Source organism: Pseudomonas grimontii (assembly GCF_007858185.1).
In the GTDB taxonomy this organism is placed as follows: Bacteria; Pseudomonadota; Gammaproteobacteria; order Pseudomonadales; family Pseudomonadaceae; genus Aquipseudomonas; species Aquipseudomonas grimontii.
Map to the genome: position 1 here is coordinate 13367 of NZ_VFES01000010.1, position 21796 is coordinate 35162.

Sequence of the window (21796 nt, forward strand, 5' to 3'; positions counted from 1 at the left end):
GTGTGGCGTTGGAGGGGCGAACTGACAAGCTGGAGTTACCTGGGGCAGGACATGTGTGATCAGTTGCTGGAGAGGTGATCGCCCTTGGCAAACTTCCAGGTACGGATGATTTCCAGGCGGTCCACATCGTTCAAGTCCCCGGTAAACGGGGCAAAGGGCGCGGCCAGGCGCACGATGCGTTGGGCGGCCCGGTCCAGCAGCGGCTGGCCGGAGGACTCCAGTACCTGCACTTCATACAACGTACCGTCGCGGTTGATCGACACCAATAGGCGCAAGTTGCCGTAAATCTGCTGGCGCCGTGCCTCTTCCGGGTAGTTGAGGTTACCGATGCGTTCGACTTTCTTACGCCACTCGTCCTTATACCAGGCGCCCTTGTCACGCATGGTCGAGGCCGCGTTCAAGCGATAGATGCGTGGGCGCTTGGCGTAAAGCTGTTGTTCATGGGCCAGTTCGGCTTCCAGGCTGGAAATTTCGTCGGACAGCGTCGAGCTATCGAACGTTGGCGCCGGCTTCACCGGCTCGGGTTGCGGCTCGGTCTTGGTTTTCTCGCGCTGGACCGGGGCTTTTTGCGGTTTGGGTGCGACGGTCGTCACTGTCGGCTTGGGCGTGGCCTGTTTGACTTCAGGCTTGGGCGCCGGCGGCGGTGTGACCTTATTGACCTTGTTGTCCTGGAAGGGCGCCACTTCAGTCGTCTTGGGGATCGCCTTCTTGTCCAGGGTGCCGCTGCCCTGCTGGTTGTCCTGGGCAAGAAAATCGGCCTTCTCGGGCTTCTTTTCACTCTTGAACGTGGCGAGGGTGATTTCCAGGGTCTTGGTGATCTGCCTGGGCTCGACCATGGTGAAACCTACGCCGAGGATCAATGCCAGGTGAATCAACGCGGCCAGGAACAGGGTAAATCCGAGCCGATCAGCCGGGCGCACGCCGCTGTGGGAGAATTCGGGGGGCAGATCGGACGGGAGTGTCATGACAAGAAAACCAACATCGCGTGTTTCACAGGTCGCGCATGATAACGCAATGTTGGTGTGTGTCCGGCTGTTCTATGTCACTTGGCTTGCAGCTTGCGCTCGATGGCCGCCATCAACATTTCGCCGATGTTCGTGCCAAATGCGTTGTCGATCTCGCGAATACAGGTCGGGCTGGTGACATTGATTTCGGTTAGGTTTTCACCGATTACGTCAAGGCCTACAAACAGCAGGCCCTTTTCCCGCAAGGTCGGGCCAACTTGGCTGGCGATCCAGCGGTCCTTGTCCGATAACGGCCGCGCTTCGCCACGACCGCCGGCTGCCAGGTTGCCACGGGTCTCGCCCGCCGCCGGGATACGCGCCAGGCAGTAATCCACCGGCTCGCCGTCGATCATCAGGATGCGCTTGTCGCCGTCCTTGATCGCCGGCAGGTAGGCCTGGCCCATGATCTGCTGGGTGCCCAGGGCGGTCAGGGTTTCGAGGATCACCGACAGGTTCGGGTCACCGGCGCGGTGACGGAAGATCGAGGTGCCGCCCATGCCGTCCAGCGGCTTGAGGATCACATCGCCGTGCTTGGCGGCAAACTCACGCAGCACATCGGCACGACGGCTGACCACGGTGGGCGGCGTGCATTGCGGGAACAGCGTCGCGAACAGCTTTTCATTGCAGTCGCGCAGGCTTTGCGGCTTGTTGACGATCAGCACGCCAGCACGCTCGGCCTGCTCCAGCAGGTAGGTGGAATAGACGAACTCCATGTCGAACGGCGGGTCCTTGCGCATCAGGATCACGTCGAGGTCGCTCAGGGGGCTGTCGATTTCGTCTTGCAGTTCGAACCACTTCTCGGGGTTGGCAAACACCTGCAGCGGGCGCATGCGTGCACGGGCCTCGCCGTCGCCCTGGTAAAGGTCGCGCTGCTCCATATAGAACAGGGTCCAGCCGCGGGCCTGGGCGGCCAGGAGCATGGCCAGCGAGCTGTCCTTTTTATAGGAAATGCTGGCGATAGGGTCCATGACAATGCCGACGCGAACGCTCATGGGGGATTTCCTCTAGCAAATTAGGGCGCATAAAAGTGGCGTCAGAGTGGCGCTGCGGCTGTTGTGGGTCAAGGAAAAACCACCGGGCGGGTGCCTCGATAGATTGCACCCCGAGACTGTGCTAAAAAGACTGCCACGACGCAGCAGCCCTTGAGTTCCAAGGCCTGCGGCGCTCATCCTGTGCAACATCAGGCAGTACACACCGAAAACCGATTCGCTGTGGCGATGGTAGAGCAGATATGGAACAGCATTCCAACGCCTTGAGAGTGATGGTGATCGACGATTCGAAAACGATCCGCCGCACCGCCGAGACGCTGTTGAAGAACGTGGGCTGCGATGTCATCACGGCCATCGACGGTTTCGATGCCCTGGCCCGGATTGTGGATCATCACCCGCACATTATCTTTGTCGACATCATGATGCCGCGCCTGGATGGCTATCAGACCTGCGCCCTGGTGAAGAACAACCCGGTGTTCAAGTCGATCCCGGTGATCATGCTGTCCTCCAAGGACGGCCTGTTCGACAAGGCCAAGGGGCGCATCGTGGGTGTCGATCAGTTTTTGACCAAGCCTTTCAGCAAGGAAGAACTGCTGAGTGCGATCAAGGCCTATGTGCCTGGGTTTGCCGCAGTGGAACAAGCACACTGACGCCGCCTCACAAGGGCCGGCGCCGACCAATGTAGTGGGGAAAACCATGGCACGTGTTCTGATCGTCGACGATTCGCCGACCGAAATGTACAAACTGACCGGCATGCTGGAAAAGCACGGCCACCAGGTCCTCAAGGCTGAAAACGGCGCGGACGGCGTGGCCCTGGCCCGCCAGGAAAAGCCTGACGCAGTGCTGATGGACATCGTGATGCCGGGCCTCAATGGCTTCCAGGCCACTCGCCAGCTGTCCAAGGAGCCGGAAACCAACGGCATCCCGATCATCATCATCACCACCAAGGATCAGGAAACCGACAAGATCTGGGGCGCGCGCCAGGGTGCCAAGGACTACCTGACCAAGCCTGTGGACGAGGAAACCCTGATTGCCACCCTGAACAAGGTGCTGGCCGGCTGACGGCACGCCATCATGACCGAGTCGCAAACCGCCTTCGAGTTGCTGCTGGACATCGACCGTCGCTGCCGCCTGCTGGCCGCTGACCTGCCGTCCCAGGAAACCCGCCTGCAACGCTGGAGCGGGATTGGCTTTCGCCTGGGGCAGCATTGGTATGTCGCGCCCATGGGCGAAGTCGCCGAAGTCCTGCATGAGCCGCGCTGCACTTTAATGCCCGGGGTCAAGGCCTGGGTCAAGGGTGTTGCTAACCTGCGCGGGCGTTTGCTGCCGGTGATGGACCTGGGTGGCTTCCTTGGCCTTGAACTGTCCAAGGCGCGCAAGCAACGGCGGGTGCTGGTGGTGGAATACAACGATCTGTTTGTCGGGCTGCTGGTAGATGAGGTGGTGGGGATGCAGCATTTTGCTCAAGACGCCTTGTTGGCGAACGCCAGCCCCAGCGCGCCGTTCATCCAGGGCCAATTCGACGGCGAGCCGCTGTGGCAGGTCTTCAGCCCCTTCGCCCTGGCCCAGGCCCCTGGCTTCATGGATGTCGCCGCATGACCACCGCTACCACGCCCAAACCCCAGGCCGGCTCACGCAGCCGCTCACAGATCATCGTGCTGTTTATTGCGCTGATCGTGTTCATCATGCTGCTGTTCGCCAACTTCGCTTACCTCAACACCCAGTCCACCTACGACAAACAGTACATCGGCCACGCCGGTGAACTGCGCGTGCTGTCCCAGCGTATCGCCAAGAACGCTACCGAGGCCGCCGCCGGCAAGGCCGCCGCATTCAAGCTGTTGGGCGAAGCGCGCAACGATTTTGCCCAGCGCTGGGGTTACCTGAAAAAAGGCGACCCGGAAACCGGCCTGCCCGCTGCGCCAAGTGCGGTCCGCGCCGAAATGCGCGCGGTGCAGACGGACTGGGAAGCGCTGCTGAAAAACACCGACGCGATCCTCGCCAGCGAACAGACCGTGCTGTCCTTGCACCAAGTGGCCGCGACTCTCGCCGAAACCGTCCCGCAATTGCAGATGGAATCGGAGAAGGTCGTCGACATCCTGCTGCAACGCGGCGCGCCAGCCAGCCAGGTGGCCTTGGCCCAGCGCCAGTCGCTGCTGGCCGAGCGTATCCTGGGTGCGGTCAACACCGTGCTGGCCGGCGATGAAACCGCCGTACAGGCCGCCGACACCTTTGGCCGCGACGCCAATCGCTTCGGGCAGGTGCTCAATGGCATGCTCAACGGCAACCCTGGGCTGCGCATCACCCAGGTCGAGGACCACGATGCCCGTGCGCGGCTGGCGGAAATCGCCGAACTGTTCGAGTTTGTCTCCGGCTCCGTGGATGAAATCCTCGAAACCTCGCCGCAGCTGTTCCAGGTCCGCGCCTCGGCGAGCAATATTTTCAACCTGTCGCAAACCCTGCTCGATGAAGCCTCGCACCTGGCCAGCGGGTTTGAAAACCTGGCCAGCGGACGCAGCTTCGACACCATCGGCGGGTATGTGCTGGGCCTGCTGGCGCTGGCCTCGATCATCCTGATCGGCCTGGTGATGGTGCGTGAAACCAACCGCCAACTGCACGAGACCGCCGAGAAGAACGAGCGCAACCAGAACGCGATCATGCGCCTGCTCGATGAAATCGAAGACCTGGCCGACGGCGACCTCACCGTGACCGCCTCGGTGACTGAAGACTTCACCGGCACCATCGCCGACTCCATCAACTATTCCGTGGACCAACTGCGCGATCTGGTGGCCACCATCAACCTCACCGCCGGGCAAGTGGCGGGTGCCGTGCAAGAGACCCAGGCCACCGCCATGCACCTGGCCCAGGCCTCCGAGCATCAGGCCCAGCAGATCGCCGAAGCCTCCACCGCGATCAACCAGATGGCCCAATCCATCGACCAGGTATCGGCCAACGCGGCCGAATCCTCGGCGGTGGCGGAACGTTCGGTAGAAATCGCCAACAAAGGCAACGAGGTGGTGCACAACACCATCCACGGCATGGACAACATCCGCGAACAGATCCAGGACACCGCCAAGCGCATCAAGCGCCTGGGCGAGTCGTCCCAGGAGATTGGCGACATCGTCAGCCTGATCGACGACATTGCCGACCAGACCAACATCCTCGCCCTCAACGCCGCGATCCAGGCGAGCATGGCCGGGGATGCCGGGCGCGGCTTTGCAGTGGTGGCCGACGAAGTGCAGCGGCTGGCCGAGCGTTCATCGGCGGCCACGCGGCAGATTGAAACCCTGGTGCGCGCGATCCAGGCCGACACCAACGAAGCCGTCATCTCCATGGAGCAGACCACCACCGAAGTGGTGCGCGGTGCACGCCTGGCCCAGGACGCCGGGGTGGCACTGGAAGAGATCGAAGGCGTGTCGAAAACCCTGGCCGCGCTGATCCAGAGCATCTCCAACGCGGCGCAGCAACAGACCTCATCGGCGGGGCAGATCTCCCTGACCATGAACGTGATCCAGCAGATCACCACGCAGACATCATCGGGTTCCACCGCCACCGCTGAAAGCATCGGCAATTTGGCGAAGATGGCGAGCCAGTTGCGCAGGTCGGTGTCGGGGTTCACCTTGCCTGCGGCCAAACAGGTTGAGGATTGAAATGCAGTCAAAATGTGGGAGGGGCAAGCCCCTCCCACATTTGATCTCCATTTGTTTCAAGAACACCAGCAACCCACGAATTCTAAGCGGAGCAGTTATGGTTGATCGGCACGACTACGTGGCCCTCGAGTGGGTCAAGGGCGACATTGCCGAAACCCTGAAACAGGCCCGTTCGGCGCTGGATGCGTTTGTCGAGACCCACGACGATGGCGTGATCAGCCAATGCCTGACCGGTATCCATCAGGTGCATGGCGCGCTGCAAATGGTCGAGTTCTACGGCGCGGCGCTGCTGGCCGAAGAGATCGAAGAACTGGCCCTGGCGCTCCAGGCCGGGCAGGTCAGCCAGCGCGAGGAAAGCATCCGCCTGCTGCAACAGGCCCTGGGCCAACTGCCGCTGTACCTCGACCGTGTGCACAGCGCCCGCCGTGATTTACCGCTGGTGGTGCTGCCGCTGCTCAACGACCTGCGCAGTGCCCGCGGTGAAAGCCTGCTGTCGGAAACCAGCTTGTTCAGTCCGCAACTGCTGTCGATTGCGCCGCTTCCCGAGGACGCCCTGGCCCAACGCGCGCCGGCCGACGTTCAGGAGCAACTGCGCCAGTGGCACCAACTGCTGCAACAAGCCCTCGCCGGGCTGCTGCGTGAAGACCACGGCCCGAGCAACCTGGAAGACATGGCGCGGGTGTTCGCGCGCCTTGAAGCACTGTGCCAGGGCGCGCCGCTGTTGCCGCTGTGGCAAGTGGCGTCGGCGCTGGTCGAGGGCATGCTCACCGGCGTGGTCGCCAACAGCCCGGCACTGCGCAGCCTGCTCAAGGCCAGCGACAAGCAGCTCAAGCGCCTGCTGGCACAGGGCATCGGTGGGGTCAATCAGCCCGCACCGGATGAATTGCTCAAGAGCCTGTTGTTTTACGTCGCCAAAGTCACTCGACCGACTCCGCGCATGCAGAGTTTGAAAGAACGCTACAGCCTGGATGAGGCCTTGCCCGACAGCGCGGTGGTGGATGCCGAACGTGCGCGCCTCGCCGGGCCGGATCGTAACGCCATGGGCTCAGTGCTCGGAGCGTTGTGTGAAGAGTTGGTACGGGTCAAAGAGCGCCTCGACCTGTTCGTGCGCAGCGACCGCCAGCACACGAGCGACCTCGACGCGCTGCTGGCGCCCCTGCGACAGATTGCCGATACCCTTGCGGTGCTGGGGTTTGGCCAGCCGCGCAAAGTCATCATCGACCAGTTGGCCGTGGTATTGAGCCTGGCCCAGGGGCATCGCGAGCCCAACGATGCGGTGCTGATGGACGTTGCCGGGGCGTTGCTCTATGTGGAAGCCACGCTGGCGGGAATGGTCGGCACCGTCGAACCGGAAGGCCGTGAAGAAAGCCGCCTGCCCACCACCGACCTGACCCAGATTCACCAGTTGGTCATCCGCGAATCCTGCCAGTGCCTGCGGCAAGCCAAGGAGCTGGTGATCGACTGTATCGAAGCCGATTGGGACCGTCAGCGCCTGGAATCCCTGCCCGAACTGCTGAGCCAGGTGCGCGGCGCGCTGGCGATGATCCCCTTGCCCCGCGCTGCAAGCCTGATGCGTGGTTGCACCGATTACGTCGACGAACAGTTGATGACCAGCGACAGCCCGCCGTCGGCGGTGCAACTGGAGCATTTCGCTGACGTGATCAGCAGCCTGGAGTACTACCTCGAACGCATGCTCCAAGACCCTGACGCAGCCGGTGAACGGGTGTTGGAACTGGCCACCCAAAGCCTGGCTGCGCTGGGCTACCTGCCCGCCGAAAAACCCTGGCGCCAGGCGCTGGCAGCACCCGATGGCGCGCTGTCGAGCGAGGTTGCGCCCAGCCAGTCGCAGTTCGACGCACTGGCCAACCCCACTTCGCGCCTCAATCCACCGGCCTTGCAGCGCCCGGGTAGCCTGCTGCCGCCGCCGGCCAATGAAGCGCCCATCGACGATGAACTGCGCGACGTCTTCCTCGAAGAAACCGACGAAGTCCTTGAGGTACTGCACCGCCACCTGCCCAACAGCGCGGACAAAATTGCCCAGGGTGAAATGCGCCGCGCGTTCCACACCTTGAAAGGCAGCGGCCGCATGGTGCGCGCCCTGGTGCTGGCGGAGCTGGCCTGGGCGGTGGAAAACCTGCTGAACCGTGTGCTCGAGCGCAGCGTGGCCCTCGGCCCCGAGATTCAACAGGTGCTGGATGACGCCGTGGCCCTGCTGCCGGAATTGATCGCCGACTTCGCGACGGGCGACCAGCACCAGCGCGATGAGGTCGACGCGCTGGCCGCCCGTGCCCACGCCTGGGCCAACGGCGCCGCAGTATCGGCCGCCGAACCCTACGATCCGATGTTGCTGGAGATCTTCCGCAACGAAGCCCAGAGCCATCTGGACAGCCTCAACCACTTCCTGCAACAGGCCGCCGAGCATGTGCCGCTGCAAGTCAGCGATGAACTGCAACGCGCCCTGCACACACTCAAGGGCAGCGCCTACATGGCTGGGGTGTTGCCCGTCGCCGAGCTGGTGCGCCCGCTGGATCACCTGACCCGCGAATACAAGGCCCATCGCCTGCCGCTGGACCTGGATGAAGTCGAGTTGCTGCTGGAAGCCGAAAGCCTGTTCCAGCGTGGGTTGCGCCAACTGGACCGCGATCCCCTGGTGCCGATCAAGGGTGCGGATGACTTGATCCGCCGTACCCAAGCGCTGCTCGACCATCAACTGGCCGCGCTGCTGGACGCACCCAACACGGGCCTGCGTATCAAGCGCGACCCGCAACTGATCGCCAACTTCCTGGCCCAGGGCATGGACATTCTGCTCGACGCCGAAAGCCTGCTGCGCCGCTGGCAACAACACCCCGGCGAACGCCAGGAACTCACCGCGCTGCTGGATGAATTGACCACGCTGGGGGAGGGCGCGCACGTCGCCGACCTGCACGCCATCGATGAACTCTGCGAAGCCTTGCTCGACCTCTACGGCGCCGTGGAAGAAAGCAGCCTGGCGGTCAGCGAGCGGTTTTTCCATGAGGCCGAACAGGCCCATGAAGCGCTGATCAGCATGCTCGATCAATTGGCCGCCGGCCAGGAAATCATCCCGGCACCGGCACGCGTACATGCCCTGCGCGAACTGTTGGACGATGCGCTGGACCCTTCTGCCACCGGCCTGATCAAAAGCGACGGCAGCCGCGCCCTGAGCATCTCTGAACTGGGCGCCGCCACGGCGCAACTGCAGCATGAAACGGCGATCGACGATGAGCTCGTGGAGATCTTCCTCGAAGAAGCCGTGGATATTCTCGACAGTGCGGGGCAATCCCTGAAGCGCTGGCTGCTGGATCCGGAGAGTGCTGCGCCGTTGTCGTCACTGCAGCGCGACCTGCACACCCTCAAGGGCGGCGCGCGCATGGCCGACATCGGGCCGGTGGGCGACCTGGCGCATGAGTTGGAGTGTTTGTACGAAGGCCTGGTGGATCGCCGCTACAGCTACTCCAGCGAGCTGTCTCAAGTGCTGATGGCCAGCCATGAGCGGTTGGCCTTGCAACTGGAGGAGCTGCAGCACCATCAACCCTTGAGCGACAGCGCCGAGCTGGTCGCCAGGTTGCGCGCGCTACGCCAGAGCGGCATGCCGGCTGCGCAGGCCGCCCCACTTTCGGAAACGCCGGGCACCGACCCGGAGTTGCTGGACATCTTCCTCGAAGAAGCCGCCGACATTCTCGACAGCTCCGGCAGCGCGTTGCTGCGCTGGCAGGCCGAGCCGAACAATCGCCAGGAAGTGGAAACCCTGCTGCGCGACCTGCACACCCTCAAGGGCGGCGCACGCATGGTCGAGATCGGGCCGATTGGTGACCTGGCCCATGAACTGGAATTTCTCTACGAAGGGCTGTCCGCCGGCTTGCTCGCGCCGTCCGCCGAACTGTTCGCGTTGCTGCAAGGCTGCCACGACCGCCTGGCGCAGATGATCGACGCCGTGGCGGATGGGTTGCCGGTGGGCTCGGTGGACAAACTTATCGAGCGTATCAAAAGCCTGGTACACCCCAGCGATGAACCCGTGCTGCCCGTGGCGTTGCCCGCAGGCAAGGCCGAAGCGGTGGTTGATCCCGCCGCCGACATGGTGAAAATTTCCGCCGACCTGCTGGACGACCTGGTCAACCTGGCCGGCGAGACCTCGATCTTCCGTGGCCGTATCGAGCAGCAAGTCAACGACGCGCGCATTGCCCTGCATGAGGTGGAAACCACTATCGAGCGCATGCGCGACCAACTGCGGCGCCTCGACAGCGAAACCCAGGGGCGCATTCTCAGTCGTCAACAGGCCGAGGCCGAACGCTTGGGCTATGAAGAATTCGACCCGCTGGAAATGGACCGTCATTCGCAGTTGCAGCAACTGTCGCGGGCGCTGTCGGAGTCGGCCTCCGACCTGCTTGACCTCAAGGACACCCTCGACCGCCGCAACGAGGATGCCCATGACCTGTTGCAGCAACAGGCGCGCATCAACACCGAGTTGCAGGAAGGCCTGATGCGCACGCGCATGGTGCCTTTTGAGCGTATGCTGCCGCGCCTCAAACGCATCGTGCGCCAAGTGGCGGGCGAGTTGGGCAAGGACGTGGAATTCATCGTCGGCAATGCCGAGGGCGAGATGGACCGCAATGTGCTGGAGCGCATGGCGGCGCCGCTGGAACACATGCTGCGCAACGCCGTCGACCATGGCCTGGAGTCCCGCGATGCACGGCTGCTGGCCGGCAAGCCGGAGAAGGGCCGCATCACCCTGGACCTGACCCACGAAGGCGGCGATATCGTTTTCGACATTCGTGATGACGGCGCTGGCGTGCCCCTTGACGCGGTGCGGCGCAAAGCGATCAAGCGCGGGCTGCTTGCCCCCGATCAGGAGATCAGCGACCGCGACGTATTGCAGTTCATCCTGCAGCCGGGATTTTCCACGGCGGAAAAAATCACCCAGATTTCCGGGCGTGGCGTGGGCATGGACGTGGTGCATGAAGAAGTGCGCCAGCTGGGTGGCTCGATGTTCATTGAGTCGACGTCGGGGGTGGGCGTGCATTTTCGTATTCGCCTGCCGTTTACCGTCTCGGTCAACCGCGCATTGATGGTGCAATGCGCAGACGACCAATACGCGATTCCGCTTAACACCGTCGAAGGCCTGGTGCGCGTGCTGCCCCATGAGTTGGCGGGGCATTATCAGCAGGAGCCGCCGTGCTATGAATATGCCGGCCAGCGTTACGAGCTGTTCTACCTGGGCGACCTGCTGCACACCGTCGGCCGCCCGAAATTACTGGGCCAATATCAACCCGTGCCGGTGCTGTTGGTGCAGTGCAATGAGCGCCGCGTAGCGGTGCATGTGGACGCCATGGCCGGCACCCGGGAGATTGTGGTCAAGGGCCTGGGCCCGCAGTTTTCCGGGGTGCAGGGGTTATCCGGCGCGACCATCCTGGGGGATGGGCGCGTGGTGTTGATTATCGACTTGCTCGCGCATATCCGCGCCCGGCAACCGGCCTTGCCGGCGCAGCCGGTGGATGCTCCGTTGATCCTCAACGACCCACTGAAAAAGCGCCCGCTGCTGGTGCTGGTGGTGGACGACTCGGTCACCGTGCGCAAAGTCACCAGCCGCCTGCTGGAGCGCAACGGCATGAACGTACTCACCGCCAAAGACGGCATCGACGCCCTTGCCGTGCTCGAGGAACATACGCCCGACCTGATGCTGCTCGACATCGAAATGCCGCGCATGGACGGCTTCGAAGTGGCCATCCAGGTGCGCAACGACCCCCGGCTGATGCGCCTGCCGATCATCATGATCACCTCCCGCACCGGCCAGAAACACCGCGACCGTGCCATGGCCATCGGCGTCAACGACTACCTGGGCAAGCCGTACCAGGAATCGGTGCTGCTCGAAAGCATCGCCTACTGGAGCAAATCCCGTGCTTGACCACCGCACCAGCCAACTCACCGGCCTGCTCCTGCCCCTGGCCGACCGCCACCTGGTACTGCCCAACGTCGCCATCGCCGAGTTGATCGACTTCCAACGCGGCGAACCGGCCAGCGATGCACCGCCGTGGTATTTGCGGCAAGTGACGTGGCGGGATCGGCAAATACCGTTGATCAGCTTTGAAGCGGTGTGCGGCGAGGCCAGCGTGACCGGCGAACGCTCACGGATCGTGGTGTTGAATGCGCTGGGCGGGCGGCCGACGTTGAAGTTTATTGCGTTGGTGATCCAGGGGATTCCTCGGTCGTACAAGCTCGACAGCGAGTTGAGCTATGTGGACGTGCCGCTGTGCCCATTGGAACTGGCAGCGGTGCAGGTGGGCGAGCTGGTGGCGAAGGTGCCGGATTTGATGGGGCTCGAGGCGCTGCTGGTGGAGTCCGGGTTGGCCTGAATCTATGTCATGTGAGGATCCCCTGTGGGAGGGGCATCTGAATGTGATATTGCGTAGCAGCTGTCGAGCCCCGGCGAGGCTGCGTTTGCGGCCCGTCTGACACACCGCTGACGCAGCCTCGCCGGGGCTCGACAGCTGCTACGCAGCGAGACTTGCTCAAGCCCTCAATCAATCCGCGCAAACCGCTCAATCAACGGCTGCTCCCGATGCTCTGCCTGCCATAAGTCGTAGGCGCTTTGCATCGATAGCCATAGCTGCGCAGTACTTACGCCGGCAAAACCTTGTCGGAATATTCTGTGTGGCAAGCCCGCTCGCCACAGGAAGCGCTTTGCGCTTGAGAGGTGTGACCAGCCTTCGGATTTTTCCTGCAAGATTTTGGGCCGTGCATGAACTTGTCGCGTGCAGCCTGCGCGCCTAGTCTTCGTCCGTCATCGCAAAAAACGGTGACACGGACGTGCAAGTCCGGTTACATGTCGGCGCACTAACGCCCATAGCCATTCAACGGGCGTTTTTTATGCCTGCTGTATTTGTTATGGCGGCTGTGCGTGGGAGATCCTTCGGGGTCTGCCGGGGTCCGATATGCCCGGTCTTGCACACCTGCGCACAGCTGCCACCTTAATTCGCGTGCAGCGGAAGAGGGCAGTTTCCATCACATATCGGAGTTGTAAGTCATGGTCAAACCTACCCCCAATCCGCCCGCAAGCCTCTTCACCGTAAACCCCCACCAAAACACCGAAACCCTGCTGGTCAACGCCAGCGAAACCCTGTCCTCCCTCAGCGCACTCACCTGCAACCTGGCCTTCGACCTGGACACTTCCCAGCGCGCCATCATGCTCGGGATCCAGCAAATGGCCGAGTTGAGGCAGTTGCTGGTGGAACGGGCGCTGGAGCAGGTCAGCCCTTCGCTGGAAAAGGTCCCAAGCAGGGACTGATCAGTCCCTTTTTGGGACCGCAATCTCACAGACACCAGTGAGCAAATGTGGGAGGGGGCTTGCCCTAATGCCAGTCAGTTAAGCGAAAGTGATTCACTGTAGGAGCGAGGGGGACGCCTAGTTCTTGCTCGCGAAAAACGCCCAGGCAACGCGTTCATTCTCGATAAGCACGGTGGCCCTGAGTTCTTCGCGAGCAAGCTCGCTCCTACAAAAAGCCTTAACTGAACGGCATTAGGGCAAGCCCCCGATGGCTGAGTGTCAGTTGATACATCACTTAGCTGACCCACCGCCATCGGGGCATAAGTATCTACACATCTTGAGCCGAGCCCCCTGCGTAGATACCGTCTTATCCAGCACCGCGTAAAACCCCGTAGCAGCTGCCGAGCCCCGGCGAGGCTGCGTCGGCCGCGACTCGAGCTTGAATCGGCAGCGCGCCTGACGCAGCCTCGCTTGCGCTCGACAGCTGCTACGCGTGATCCTACTGAAGTTGTGTAGATACTTATGGCCATCGGGGGCAAGCCCCCTCCCACATTTTTGATCTTCACTGGGCTCGGCTCAGCGTTTGCTGATGCTCCATTACTCAAACCGTAACGATCCACCGCCCAGCTTGATTGATGGCCCCCCGAATCACTCCTAAGGTACAGCCCACGACAGCAAACCTCGTGGAGCGACCATGACAACAACAATAACCCCCGACTCGCGCTGGACGCGGCGGCGTGACGAGAAGCAGCGGCGGCTCGGGCTGGTCAAAAAATACGCAGATGGGGCCGTGTTGCCCAGCGACAAGATCGTCGAGGCGCTTGAGGCGCTGATCCTTCCCGGCGACCGCGTTGTACTGGAAGGCAACAACCAGAAGCAAGCCGACTTCCTCTCGCGCTCCCTGGCCAAGGCCGACCCGGCCAAGCTCCACGATTTGCACATGATCATGCCCAGCGTCGGGCGGTCCGAGCATCTGGACCTGTTTGAAAAGGGCATCGCGCGCAAACTCGACTTTTCCTTCGCCGGCACCCAATCCCTGCGCATCAGCCAGTTGCTCGAAGACGGCCTGCTGGAAATCGGTGCGATCCACACCTACATCGAACTCTATGCACGGCTGGTGGTGGACCTGATCCCCAACGTCGTACTTTCCGCCGGTTTCATGGCCGACCGTGCCGGCAATATCTACACTGGCGCCAGCACCGAAGACACTCCCGCGCTGATCGAACCCGCCGCGTTCAGCGATGGCATCGTAATCGTGCAGGTCAACCAGTTGGTGGACGACGTCACCGATTTACCGCGCGTCGACATCCCCGCCAGTTGGGTGGATTTTGTGGTGGTGGCCGACAAGCCGTTCTACATCGAGCCGCTGTTCACCCGCGACCCGCGCCATATCAAGCCGGTGCATGTGTTGATGGCGATGATGGCGATCCGTGGCATTTACGAAAAACACAATGTGCAATCGCTCAACCACGGTATCGGCTTCAACACCGCCGCCATCGAATTGATCCTGCCCACCTACGGTGAATTCCTGGGCCTGAAGGGCAAGATCTGCCGCAACTGGACCCTCAACCCGCACCCCACGCTGATCCCCGCCATCGAAAGCGGTTGGGTGGAAAGCGTGCATTGCTTCGGCACCGAACTGGGCATGGAGAACTACATCGCCGCCCGCCCGGATGTGTTCTTCACCGGCCGCGACGGATCGATGCGTTCCAATCGGATGTTCTGCCAATTGGCCGGCCAATACGCGGTGGACCTGTTTATCGGCGCCACCCTGCAAGTCGACGGCGACGGCCATTCCAGCACCGTGACCCGTGGCCGCCTCGCCGGTTTCGGTGGTGCGCCGAACATGGGCCACGACCCGCGCGGTCGCCGCCATGGCACGCCGGCGTGGCTGGATATGCGTCACGACGATGCGCCGGTCGCGCTGCTGGAGCGCGGCAAAAAGCTCGTGGTGCAGATGGTCGAGACCTTCCAGGAAGGCGGCAAGCCCACCTTCGTCGACACGCTCGACGCCGTGGAAGTGGCGCGTAAAAGCGGCATGCCCCTGGCGCCGATCATGATCTATGGCGACGATGTCACCCACCTGCTCACCGAAGAAGGCATCGCCTACCTGTACAAGGCGCGGTCCCTGGAAGAGCGCCAGGCGATGATCGCCGCCGTCGCCGGGGTGACCGCCATCGGCATGCGCCATAACCCCAAGGACACCGCGCGCATGCGCCGCGAAGGCCTGATCGCCTTGCCCGAAGATTTGGGCATTCGCCGCACCGACGCCACCCGCGAGTTGTTGGCCGCCAAGAGCGTGGCCGACCTGGTGGAGTGGTCCGGTGGCCTGTACAACCCGCCCGCCAAATTCAGGAGCTGGTAAATGCGCGCCCTCAAACTGCACGAACTCAGCCTCGCGGATCGCCTGGCGGATATGGCCGTCGATGCGCTGATCGATGAAGCCGACCTGTCGCCCAAGCCTGCCCTGGTGGACCGTCGCGGCAACGGCGCCCACACTGATTTGCACCTGGGGCTGATGCACGCGTCGGCGCTGTCGCTGTGGCCGATGTTCAAGGAAATGGCGGAGGCCGCGCTTGAATTCGGTGAAGTCGGCTTGCCCCTGCGCGAAGCCCTCGGCCGTATCGGGCGCGAAGGTGAACAAGCGATGCTCGCCACCACCCACGGCGTGAACACCCATCGCGGTGCGATCTGGGCCCTCGGCCTGCTGACCGCAGCGGCCGCGCTGGAGCCCGGCGCCATACCACTGAACGCCGCCAGACTCGCCCTGCTCAACGACCGCTACGCCCCGCAACCCCTGAGCCACGGCGCCCAGGTCGCCCAGCGCTATGGCGCGCGCGGTGCCCGTGAAGAAGCGCAACTGGGCTTTCCGTCGGTGCTGCAACGCGGCCTGCCGCAACTGCATAAAAGCCGCCAGCAAAACGTCGGTGAACAGAACGCGCGCCTGGACGCCTTGCTCGCGATCATGACCGACCTGGCCGACACCTGCGTGCTCTACCGCGCCGGCCTGGAAGGCCTGCATGCCATGCAGCGCGGCGCCCAGGCCGTGCTCGACGCGGGCGGCAGTGCAAGCCTCGCCGGGCGCCGCCAATTGCATGAGCTGGACCACCAACTGTTGGCCCTGAATGCCTCCCCCGGTGGCGCCGCCGACCTGTTGGCCGCCTGCCTGTTTATCGACCGCCTCGACGGAGCGTTGTGATGGAAACCTTATCCTTTGAATTCCCCGCCGGGCAGCCGCCAAAAGGCCGTGCGCTGGTGGGTTGCGTCGGCTCTGGCGACCTGGAAGTGCTGCTGGAGCCGGGCACGGCCGGCACGTTGAGTATCCAGGTACAGACCTCGGTGAATGGCGCCGAACAACGCTGGCAGCACCTGTTCGAACGCATCTTCCAAGAGCAGACACCACCGGCCCTGAACATTGATATTCACGATTTCGGCGCCACCCCCGGCGTGGTGCGCCTGCGCCTGGAGCAGGGTTTCGAGGAGATCGGCCATGACTGACTTGCTCGCCAAACACAGCTTCGTGGAACTGGGTGCGCGGCAGCGGGCCAAGGCCTTGTTGGATGCCGGCACCTTTCGCGAACTGATCGACCCGTTCCAGCGCGTCATGTCGCCCTGGCTCAGCCGCCAGGGTGTGGTGCCTCAGGCCGATGACGGCGTGGTGATCGCCAAGGGCAGCATCGGCGACTTGCCTGTGGTGATTGCAGCCATTGAAGGCAACTTCCAGGGCGGCAGCCTCGGTGAAGTGGGCGGCGCGAAAATCGCCGGTGCCCTGGAGCTGGCGGCCGAAGACAACCGCAAGGGCATCCCGACCCGCGCGGTGCTGCTGCTGGAAACCGGCGGCGTGCGCTTGCAGGAAGCCAACCTCGGCCTGGCCGCGATTGCCGATATACACGCGGCGATTGTCGACCTGCGCCAGTACCAGCCGGTGATCGGCGTGGTGGCGGGCAGCGTGGGTTGCTTCGGCGGCATGTCCATCGCGGCCGGGCTGTGCAGTTACCTCGTCGTCACCCGTGAAGCGCGCCTGGGACTCAACGGCCCGCAAGTGATCGAGCAGGAGGCCGGCCTGGAAGAATACGACTCCCGCGACCGTCCCTTTATCTGGAGCCTCACGGGCGGAGAGCAACGCTTCAACAGCGGCCTGGCCGACCGTTACGTGGCCGACGATGTGGCGCAGATCCAGCAGACTGTCAGCGCGTTGTTGCAGCAAGGCGTGCCCGCCCAACAACGCAGTCGCCAGGCTGATTATTACCTCACACGCTTGGCCGAGTTGGACGCCGTACCGCAAATCGACCCGGCGACGGTGCGCGAGCTGTATCAAGGAGAACGCTCATGAGAGGCTTGCAGTGGTTCAACGCCTTGAGCGCCGGCGCTCCCCCTGTAGACGGTTTGCCCGCGTCGCTGAGGGTTGCCGACGGTGTGTTGGGTGAGCAAACGGTGCGCTTTGTCGCCGTGGTCACCGACGCGCAAAACCGCTTCCCTCGGGCGCGCAATGGTGAAGTCGGCCTGCTCGAAGGCTGGGGCCTGGCCAAGGCCGTCGATGAGGCCATCGCCCGAGGCGACAAGCGCCCCATCATCGCCATCGTTGATGTGCCGAGCCAAGCCTACGGTCGTCGCGAAGAAGCCCTCGGCATCCACCAGGCCCTGGCCGCTGCCGCCGACAGCTATGCGCGGGCGCGCCTCGCCGGCCACCCGGTGATTGCGCTGCTGGTGGGCAAGGCCATGTCCGGTGCGTTCCTGGCCCACGGTTACCAGGCCAACCGTCTGATTGCCTTGCGCGATCCCGGCGTAATGGTGCACGCCATGGGCAAGGCTTCCGCCGCGCGGGTGACCCTGCGCAGCGTCGAAGAGCTTGAAGCCCTGGCCGCCAGCGTGCCGCCCATGGCCTATGACATCGACAGCTATGCCAGCCTCGGTTTGCTGTGGGAGACCTTGTCGGTCAGCCAGATAGAACAGCCCACCGCGGACGATGTAGCGCGGGTCAGTGATTGCCTGGTGAATGCGATCAAGGATGTTGGCTGCACCGATTTGCGCGAACGCCTCGGCGCGCCTAATCGCGCTGCTTCCAGCCATGTTCGCCAACTGCTGCGGGAACAATGGTGAACGCCCACGACTTGCTCTGGGGCATGACCCCGGCGCATGTGCCCGCCGACGCACCGGCCTGGGTGCTGGAGGCGCTCGGCGCCGGCCACCCGGTGGTGGTGCGCCGCGCCATTGCCGAACCGGGCTATGTGGCGGTCGGCGTGCGCGGGCGTTTGCGTGAGCAACGCTTTGCCGCGCGGATGCCGCTGGCGGCGGTGCAGCGGCGGGTGATACCGGAAGCGTTGCGCGGGGTGATCTCGCCGAGGGATTTACCCGCGTTGCGTGCGCTCGACCAACTGCGGCCGGTGCTGGCGCAGGAGACGTGGGGCGTCACAGGCAGCGCGGGTTTCGAGTTGGCCAGTGGGATTGAAGCGCTGCATGCCGAGAGTGATCTGGATTTGATGCTGCGCACGCCCGAGCCTTTGGCCCGAGGTGAGGCTGAAGACCTCCTGGCGATGCTTGATAGGGCTGAGTGCGCCGTCGACCTGCAACTGCAAACCCCGTTCGGCGCCGTCGCCTTACGCGAATGGGCCAGCGGCTCACGCCGTGTGCTGCTGAAAACCGCCAGCGGCGCGCATCTTGTGCTCGACCCTTGGCAGGCCGTGGCATGAGCAGCCTTCTGGTGTTTCCGGGGCAGGGGGCGCAGCGACCCGGCATGCTCCAGTCGCTGCCCGAACCTGTGCTGGAAGAAGCCAGCGATGCCCTGGGCGAAGACGTGCGCCTGCTCGATTCCGCGCAAGCCCTGGCCAGTACCCGCGCCGTGCAGCTGTGCCTGTTGATCGCCGGCGTGGCCCACGCCCGTCTGTTGGAGCGCACCCCGGATTACGTGGCGGGCCTGTCCATCGGCGCTTACCCGGCAGCCGTCATCGCTGGTGCCCTGGATTTTGCCGATGCGGTAAAACTGGTGAACCTGCGTGGCGAACTGATGCAAAGCGCTTATCCACACGGCTACGGCATGACCGCGATCATCGGCGTGGAGTTATCCACCGTCGAAAACATCCTCGCCGACATCCACAGCCCCGAAACCCCGGTGTACCTGGCCAATATCAACGCCGATAACCAGAGCGTGATCGCCGGCAGCGACGAGGCCATGCAGCGTGTTGCCGCGCGCATCAAGGGCAACGGCATCGCCAAGCGCCTGGCTGTCAGTGTGCCATCCCATTGCGCGCTGCTGGAGCGTCCGGCCGAGGCCCTGGCCCAGGCATTTGTCCCGCTCAAGGCGCCGCGCATCACCTACCTGAGCAGCACCCGCGCGCGGCCGATCCACAATCCCGAACAATTGCGCGACGACCTGGCCTTCAACATGTGCCGCGTCGTTGACTGGCGCGGCACCGTACAAAGCGCCTACGAGCGCGGTGTGCGCCTGCAAATCGAACTGCCCCCGGGCGCCGTGCTCACCGGCCTGTCACGCCGGGTGTTCGAACAAGGCACGGTGATCGCCTGCGAAGGCGCACGCCTGGATACCTTGCAGGCCCTGCTGGAAGAGGAGGAGCGCCGCCACCGATAAAGCACCACCCAAGGCTGTCGAAGCACAAAAACAACAATTTCGATCGAGCACTTCGAGGACAACAACAATGATTATTTACGGTGTGGCATTGCTGGCGATCTGCACGCTTGCAGGCGTGATCATGGGCGACATGCTCGGCGTGTTGCTCGGCGTCAAATCCAACGTGGGCGGGGTAGGAATCGCCATGATCCTGCTGATCTGCGCCCGCCTGTGGATGCAAAAACGCGGCGGCATGACCAAGGAATGCGAGATGGGCGTGGGCTTTTGGGGCGCCATGTATATCCCCGTGGTGGTGGCGATGGCCGCGCAACAAAACGTGGTGACCGCCTTGCACGGCGGCCCGGTCGCGGTGCTGGCGGCGATTGGTTCGGTGGTGGTCTGTGGTTGCACCATCGCCCTGATCAGCCGTACGCACAAGGGCGAGCCTCTGCCTGCCGAAGAGCCGCTGATCGTGCCTGCGGGAGGTCGCTGATATGTGGGATCTCATCGAAAAAGGCTTGGAACATAATGGTCTGATCACCGCGTTTGCCTTTGTTGGCGTGGTGATGTGGATTTCCGTGGTGCTGTCCAAGCGCCTGACGTTCGGGCGTATCCACGGCTCGGCGATTGCCATCGTCATCGGCCTGGTCCTGGCCTGGGTGGGCGGTACCATTACCGGCGGGCAAAAAGGCTTGGCCGACCTGGCACTGTTCTCCGGAATCGGCCTGATGGGCGGCGCGATGCTGCGTGACTTCGCTATCGTTGCCACGGCGTTTGAGGTGCAAGCCACCGAAGCGCGCAAAGCCGGGATGATCGGTGTGATTGCGCTGCTGCTGGGCACGATCCTGCCGTTTATCGTCGGCGCCAGCATGGCCTGGGTGTTTGGCTATCGCGACGCGATCAGCATGACCACCATCGGCGCGGGTGCCGTGACCTACATCGTCGGCCCGGTTACCGGTGCGGCGATTGGCGCGACCTCGGATGTGATGGCGCTGTCCATCGCGACCGGGTTGATCAAGGCGATCCTGGTGATGGTCGGCACACCGGTGGCGGCGCGTTGGATGGGCTTGGATAACCCGCGTTCGGCGATGGTGTTCGGTGGCTTGGCCGGCACCGTGAGCGGCGTGACGGCAGGGCTGGCGGCGACGGATCGGCGCTTGGTGCCGTATGGCGCGTTGACGGCGACCTTCCATACCGGGCTTGGATGTTTGCTTGGGCCTTCGTTGCTGTACTTTATTGTGCGTGGGTTGGTTGGCTAGCTTCGGAAGTTGTGTTGTCTGGTTTGGCCTCATCGGGGGCAAGCCCCCTCCCACATTTTGAATTGCGAACACATTCAAGTGTGGGAGGGGCGGTGCGACGATTCGACTTGCCTCCGATAGCGGTCTCAGGCCTGCCGATTGGCATACATCCGACACTCCGCCAGCAACGCCAGCAAGTTCGGATCGCGCTCCTTGGCCTTCAGAAACACCACCCCGATATGCTGCTGCAACCGATACCTGGGTTGCAGCGGTATCAGCTTCACGCGGTTCTCGTACACCGCCGCAATCCGCCCCGGCAGCAACGCATAACCCACCCCCGAGCTGACCATGCTCAGCAGTGTGAAGATGTCATTCACCTGCATCGCCACCTTCGGCTCGAACCCCGCCTGTTTGAACACACGGTTGCCGTCCTGGTGAGTGGCGAAGCCTTGGGTGAGGGTGATGAAGGTGGCGTCGCGCACGTCGGCCAGGTCGATTTCCTGGTCGCGGTCGAAGGGCGAGTCGGCCGGGGTGGCGAGGAAGATGTCATCGGAGAACAGCGCAATCTGTTCGCAGTCGGGGTCGTTGGCGTGTTCGTCGAGGGAGATGAGGATCGCGTCGACTTCCATGTTCTTAAGCTTGTACAACAGGTCGAAATTGGAGCCGAGGATCAGGTCGATATTAAGTTCGCTGCGTCTGATTTTCAGGCCCATGATCAGTTGCGGCACGGTCTTGACCGTCAGCGAATACAGCGAGCCGAGCTTGAAGCGTTCGGCGGAGAAACCGGCGGCTTCGCGGGTCAGGCGAACGCTGTCGACCACATCGGCGATCAGTTTCTGCGCGCGTTCTTCGAGGACATACGCGCTTTCCAGCGGGGTGAGGTTGCGGCCCTCGTGTTTGAACAGTGGGCAGCGCAGGGCATTTTCCAGGGAGTGGATGGCGCGGTGCACGCTGACATTGCTGGTTTGCAGTTCGGCGGCGGCGCGGGCCAGGTTGCCGGTGCGCATGAATGCCAGGAAGATTTCCAGCTTTTTGAGGGTGAATTCTTCGTCGATCAGCATGGCCGTGGGCTCT

At 63.1% G+C, this 21796-nt stretch carries 19 protein-coding genes and 1 pseudogene; 16 read left to right on the forward strand and 4 right to left on the reverse strand.

Annotation, left to right across the window (positions count from 1 at the left end):
• Positions 1 to 59: 59 nt before the first annotated feature.
• Positions 60 to 965 carry an energy transducer TonB gene (locus FIV39_RS16500; protein ID WP_090401662.1) on the reverse strand — a complete coding sequence of 302 codons (906 nt, stop codon included), beginning with the start codon at positions 963 to 965 and terminating at the stop codon, positions 60 to 62.
• Between the two features lie 77 nt (positions 966 to 1042).
• Positions 1043 to 1996, reverse strand: a complete 954-nt coding sequence (gene gshB, locus FIV39_RS16505) for a glutathione synthase (protein WP_053128013.1) — start codon at positions 1994 to 1996, stop codon at positions 1043 to 1045.
• 239 nt (positions 1997 to 2235) lie between these two features.
• Between gshB and pilG the strand changes: the two genes are divergently transcribed.
• From pilG to FIV39_RS16535, 6 genes are all read left to right on the forward strand, one after another.
• Entirely contained in the window at positions 2236 to 2643 is a 408-nt protein-coding gene (gene pilG / locus FIV39_RS16510; RefSeq protein WP_027606081.1) for a twitching motility response regulator PilG, read from the forward strand.
• A gap of 46 nt (positions 2644 to 2689) precedes the next feature.
• Positions 2690 to 3055, forward strand: a complete 366-nt coding sequence (gene pilH, locus FIV39_RS16515; RefSeq protein ID WP_014720320.1) for a twitching motility response regulator PilH — start codon at positions 2690 to 2692, stop codon at positions 3053 to 3055.
• 12 nt (positions 3056 to 3067) lie between these two features.
• The gene (locus FIV39_RS16520) at positions 3068 to 3592 is read left to right on the forward strand and encodes a chemotaxis protein CheW (protein WP_090401663.1); all 525 of its coding nucleotides are present in this window, start codon (positions 3068 to 3070) and stop codon (positions 3590 to 3592) included.
• A complete protein-coding gene (locus FIV39_RS16525) occupies positions 3589 to 5640 on the forward strand; it encodes a methyl-accepting chemotaxis protein (protein ID WP_090401664.1) in 2052 nt (683 codons plus the stop codon). The genes FIV39_RS16520 and FIV39_RS16525 overlap by 4 nt, the downstream gene beginning before the upstream one ends.
• Before the next feature lie 97 nt (positions 5641 to 5737).
• Positions 5738 to 11560, forward strand: a complete 5823-nt coding sequence (locus FIV39_RS16530; protein WP_090401665.1) for an Hpt domain-containing protein — start codon at positions 5738 to 5740, stop codon at positions 11558 to 11560.
• Entirely contained in the window at positions 11553 to 12008 is a 456-nt protein-coding gene (locus FIV39_RS16535; protein ID WP_090401666.1) for a chemotaxis protein CheW, read from the forward strand. Before FIV39_RS16530 ends, FIV39_RS16535 begins: the two co-directional genes overlap by 8 nt.
• A 164-nt stretch (positions 12009 to 12172) precedes the next feature.
• Here FIV39_RS16535 and FIV39_RS33490 read toward each other — a convergent pair.
• Positions 12173 to 12283 (reverse strand): annotated as a pseudogene (locus FIV39_RS33490) (HigA family addiction module antitoxin); the annotation flags it as partial.
• 396 nt (positions 12284 to 12679) lie between these two features.
• On the opposite strand from FIV39_RS33490, the gene FIV39_RS16545 reads away from it, so the two are divergent.
• The 10 genes from FIV39_RS16545 (at position 12680) to madM (ending at position 20743) form a co-directional block, all read left to right on the forward strand.
• A complete protein-coding gene (locus FIV39_RS16545) occupies positions 12680 to 12940 on the forward strand; it encodes a DUF6124 family protein (RefSeq protein ID WP_090401667.1) in 261 nt (86 codons plus the stop codon).
• Between the two features lie 673 nt (positions 12941 to 13613).
• Positions 13614 to 15284, forward strand: a complete 1671-nt coding sequence (gene mdcA, locus FIV39_RS16550; RefSeq protein ID WP_090401668.1) for a malonate decarboxylase subunit alpha — start codon at positions 13614 to 13616, stop codon at positions 15282 to 15284.
• Entirely contained in the window at positions 15285 to 16118 is an 834-nt protein-coding gene (locus FIV39_RS16555; protein ID WP_090401669.1) for a triphosphoribosyl-dephospho-CoA synthase, read from the forward strand.
• Complete coding sequence (locus tag FIV39_RS16560) at positions 16118 to 16417, forward strand: malonate decarboxylase subunit delta (protein WP_090401670.1); 300 nt, start codon at positions 16118 to 16120, stop codon at positions 16415 to 16417. Before FIV39_RS16555 ends, FIV39_RS16560 begins: the two co-directional genes overlap by 1 nt.
• Positions 16410 to 17252 carry a biotin-independent malonate decarboxylase subunit beta gene (locus tag FIV39_RS16565; RefSeq protein ID WP_032884108.1) on the forward strand — a complete coding sequence of 281 codons (843 nt, stop codon included), beginning with the start codon at positions 16410 to 16412 and terminating at the stop codon, positions 17250 to 17252. Before FIV39_RS16560 ends, FIV39_RS16565 begins: the two co-directional genes overlap by 8 nt.
• Complete coding sequence (gene mdcE, locus FIV39_RS16570; RefSeq protein ID WP_090401671.1) at positions 17249 to 18019, forward strand: biotin-independent malonate decarboxylase subunit gamma; 771 nt, start codon at positions 17249 to 17251, stop codon at positions 18017 to 18019. Before FIV39_RS16565 ends, mdcE begins: the two co-directional genes overlap by 4 nt.
• The gene (locus FIV39_RS16575) at positions 18013 to 18609 is read left to right on the forward strand and encodes a malonate decarboxylase holo-ACP synthase (protein WP_090401672.1); all 597 of its coding nucleotides are present in this window, start codon (positions 18013 to 18015) and stop codon (positions 18607 to 18609) included. Before mdcE ends, FIV39_RS16575 begins: the two co-directional genes overlap by 7 nt.
• On the forward strand, positions 18606 to 19505 hold the full coding sequence (mdcH, locus tag FIV39_RS16580) for a malonate decarboxylase subunit epsilon (protein ID WP_090401673.1): 900 nt from the start codon (positions 18606 to 18608) through the stop codon (positions 19503 to 19505). Before FIV39_RS16575 ends, mdcH begins: the two co-directional genes overlap by 4 nt.
• 67 nt (positions 19506 to 19572) lie before the next feature.
• Complete coding sequence (gene madL, locus FIV39_RS16585; RefSeq protein WP_027606068.1) at positions 19573 to 19977, forward strand: malonate transporter subunit MadL; 405 nt, start codon at positions 19573 to 19575, stop codon at positions 19975 to 19977.
• A 1-nt stretch (position 19978) separates the two neighbouring features.
• Entirely contained in the window at positions 19979 to 20743 is a 765-nt protein-coding gene (madM, locus tag FIV39_RS16590) for a malonate transporter subunit MadM (protein WP_058426582.1), read from the forward strand.
• Between the two features lie 125 nt (positions 20744 to 20868).
• Here the strand turns inward: madM and FIV39_RS16595 are convergent, their stop codons facing one another.
• Positions 20869 to 21783, reverse strand: a complete 915-nt coding sequence (locus FIV39_RS16595) for a LysR family transcriptional regulator (RefSeq protein ID WP_090401674.1) — start codon at positions 21781 to 21783, stop codon at positions 20869 to 20871.
• Positions 21784 to 21796 lie beyond the last annotated feature (13 nt).

What these genes read in the sequence shown, in the direction of transcription:
- madL (WP_027606068.1), top strand. Translation starts at nt 19,573, where the DNA reads ATGATTATTTACGGTGTGGCATTGCTGGCGATCTGCACGCTTGCAGGC.
- FIV39_RS16575 (WP_090401672.1), top strand. Translation starts at nt 18,013, where the DNA reads ATGGTGAACGCCCACGACTTGCTCTGGGGCATGACCCCGGCGCATGTG.
- FIV39_RS16520 (WP_090401663.1), top strand. Translation starts at nt 3,068, where the DNA reads ATGACCGAGTCGCAAACCGCCTTCGAGTTGCTGCTGGACATCGACCGT.
- FIV39_RS16595 (WP_090401674.1), bottom strand. Translation starts at nt 21,783, where the DNA reads ATGCTGATCGACGAAGAATTCACCCTCAAAAAGCTGGAAATCTTCCTG.
- pilH (WP_014720320.1), top strand. Translation starts at nt 2,690, where the DNA reads ATGGCACGTGTTCTGATCGTCGACGATTCGCCGACCGAAATGTACAAA.
- FIV39_RS16500 (WP_090401662.1), bottom strand. Translation starts at nt 965, where the DNA reads ATGACACTCCCGTCCGATCTGCCCCCCGAATTCTCCCACAGCGGCGTG.
- mdcE (WP_090401671.1), top strand. Translation starts at nt 17,249, where the DNA reads ATGAGAGGCTTGCAGTGGTTCAACGCCTTGAGCGCCGGCGCTCCCCCT.
- mdcH (WP_090401673.1), top strand. Translation starts at nt 18,606, where the DNA reads ATGAGCAGCCTTCTGGTGTTTCCGGGGCAGGGGGCGCAGCGACCCGGC.
- FIV39_RS16565 (WP_032884108.1), top strand. Translation starts at nt 16,410, where the DNA reads ATGACTGACTTGCTCGCCAAACACAGCTTCGTGGAACTGGGTGCGCGG.
- FIV39_RS16530 (WP_090401665.1), top strand. Translation starts at nt 5,738, where the DNA reads ATGGTTGATCGGCACGACTACGTGGCCCTCGAGTGGGTCAAGGGCGAC.
- FIV39_RS16560 (WP_090401670.1), top strand. Translation starts at nt 16,118, where the DNA reads ATGGAAACCTTATCCTTTGAATTCCCCGCCGGGCAGCCGCCAAAAGGC.
- gshB (WP_053128013.1), bottom strand. Translation starts at nt 1,996, where the DNA reads ATGAGCGTTCGCGTCGGCATTGTCATGGACCCTATCGCCAGCATTTCC.
- FIV39_RS16525 (WP_090401664.1), top strand. Translation starts at nt 3,589, where the DNA reads ATGACCACCGCTACCACGCCCAAACCCCAGGCCGGCTCACGCAGCCGC.
- pilG (WP_027606081.1), top strand. Translation starts at nt 2,236, where the DNA reads ATGGAACAGCATTCCAACGCCTTGAGAGTGATGGTGATCGACGATTCG.
- FIV39_RS16545 (WP_090401667.1), top strand. Translation starts at nt 12,680, where the DNA reads ATGGTCAAACCTACCCCCAATCCGCCCGCAAGCCTCTTCACCGTAAAC.
- mdcA (WP_090401668.1), top strand. Translation starts at nt 13,614, where the DNA reads ATGACAACAACAATAACCCCCGACTCGCGCTGGACGCGGCGGCGTGAC.
- FIV39_RS16555 (WP_090401669.1), top strand. Translation starts at nt 15,285, where the DNA reads ATGCGCGCCCTCAAACTGCACGAACTCAGCCTCGCGGATCGCCTGGCG.
- madM (WP_058426582.1), top strand. Translation starts at nt 19,979, where the DNA reads ATGTGGGATCTCATCGAAAAAGGCTTGGAACATAATGGTCTGATCACC.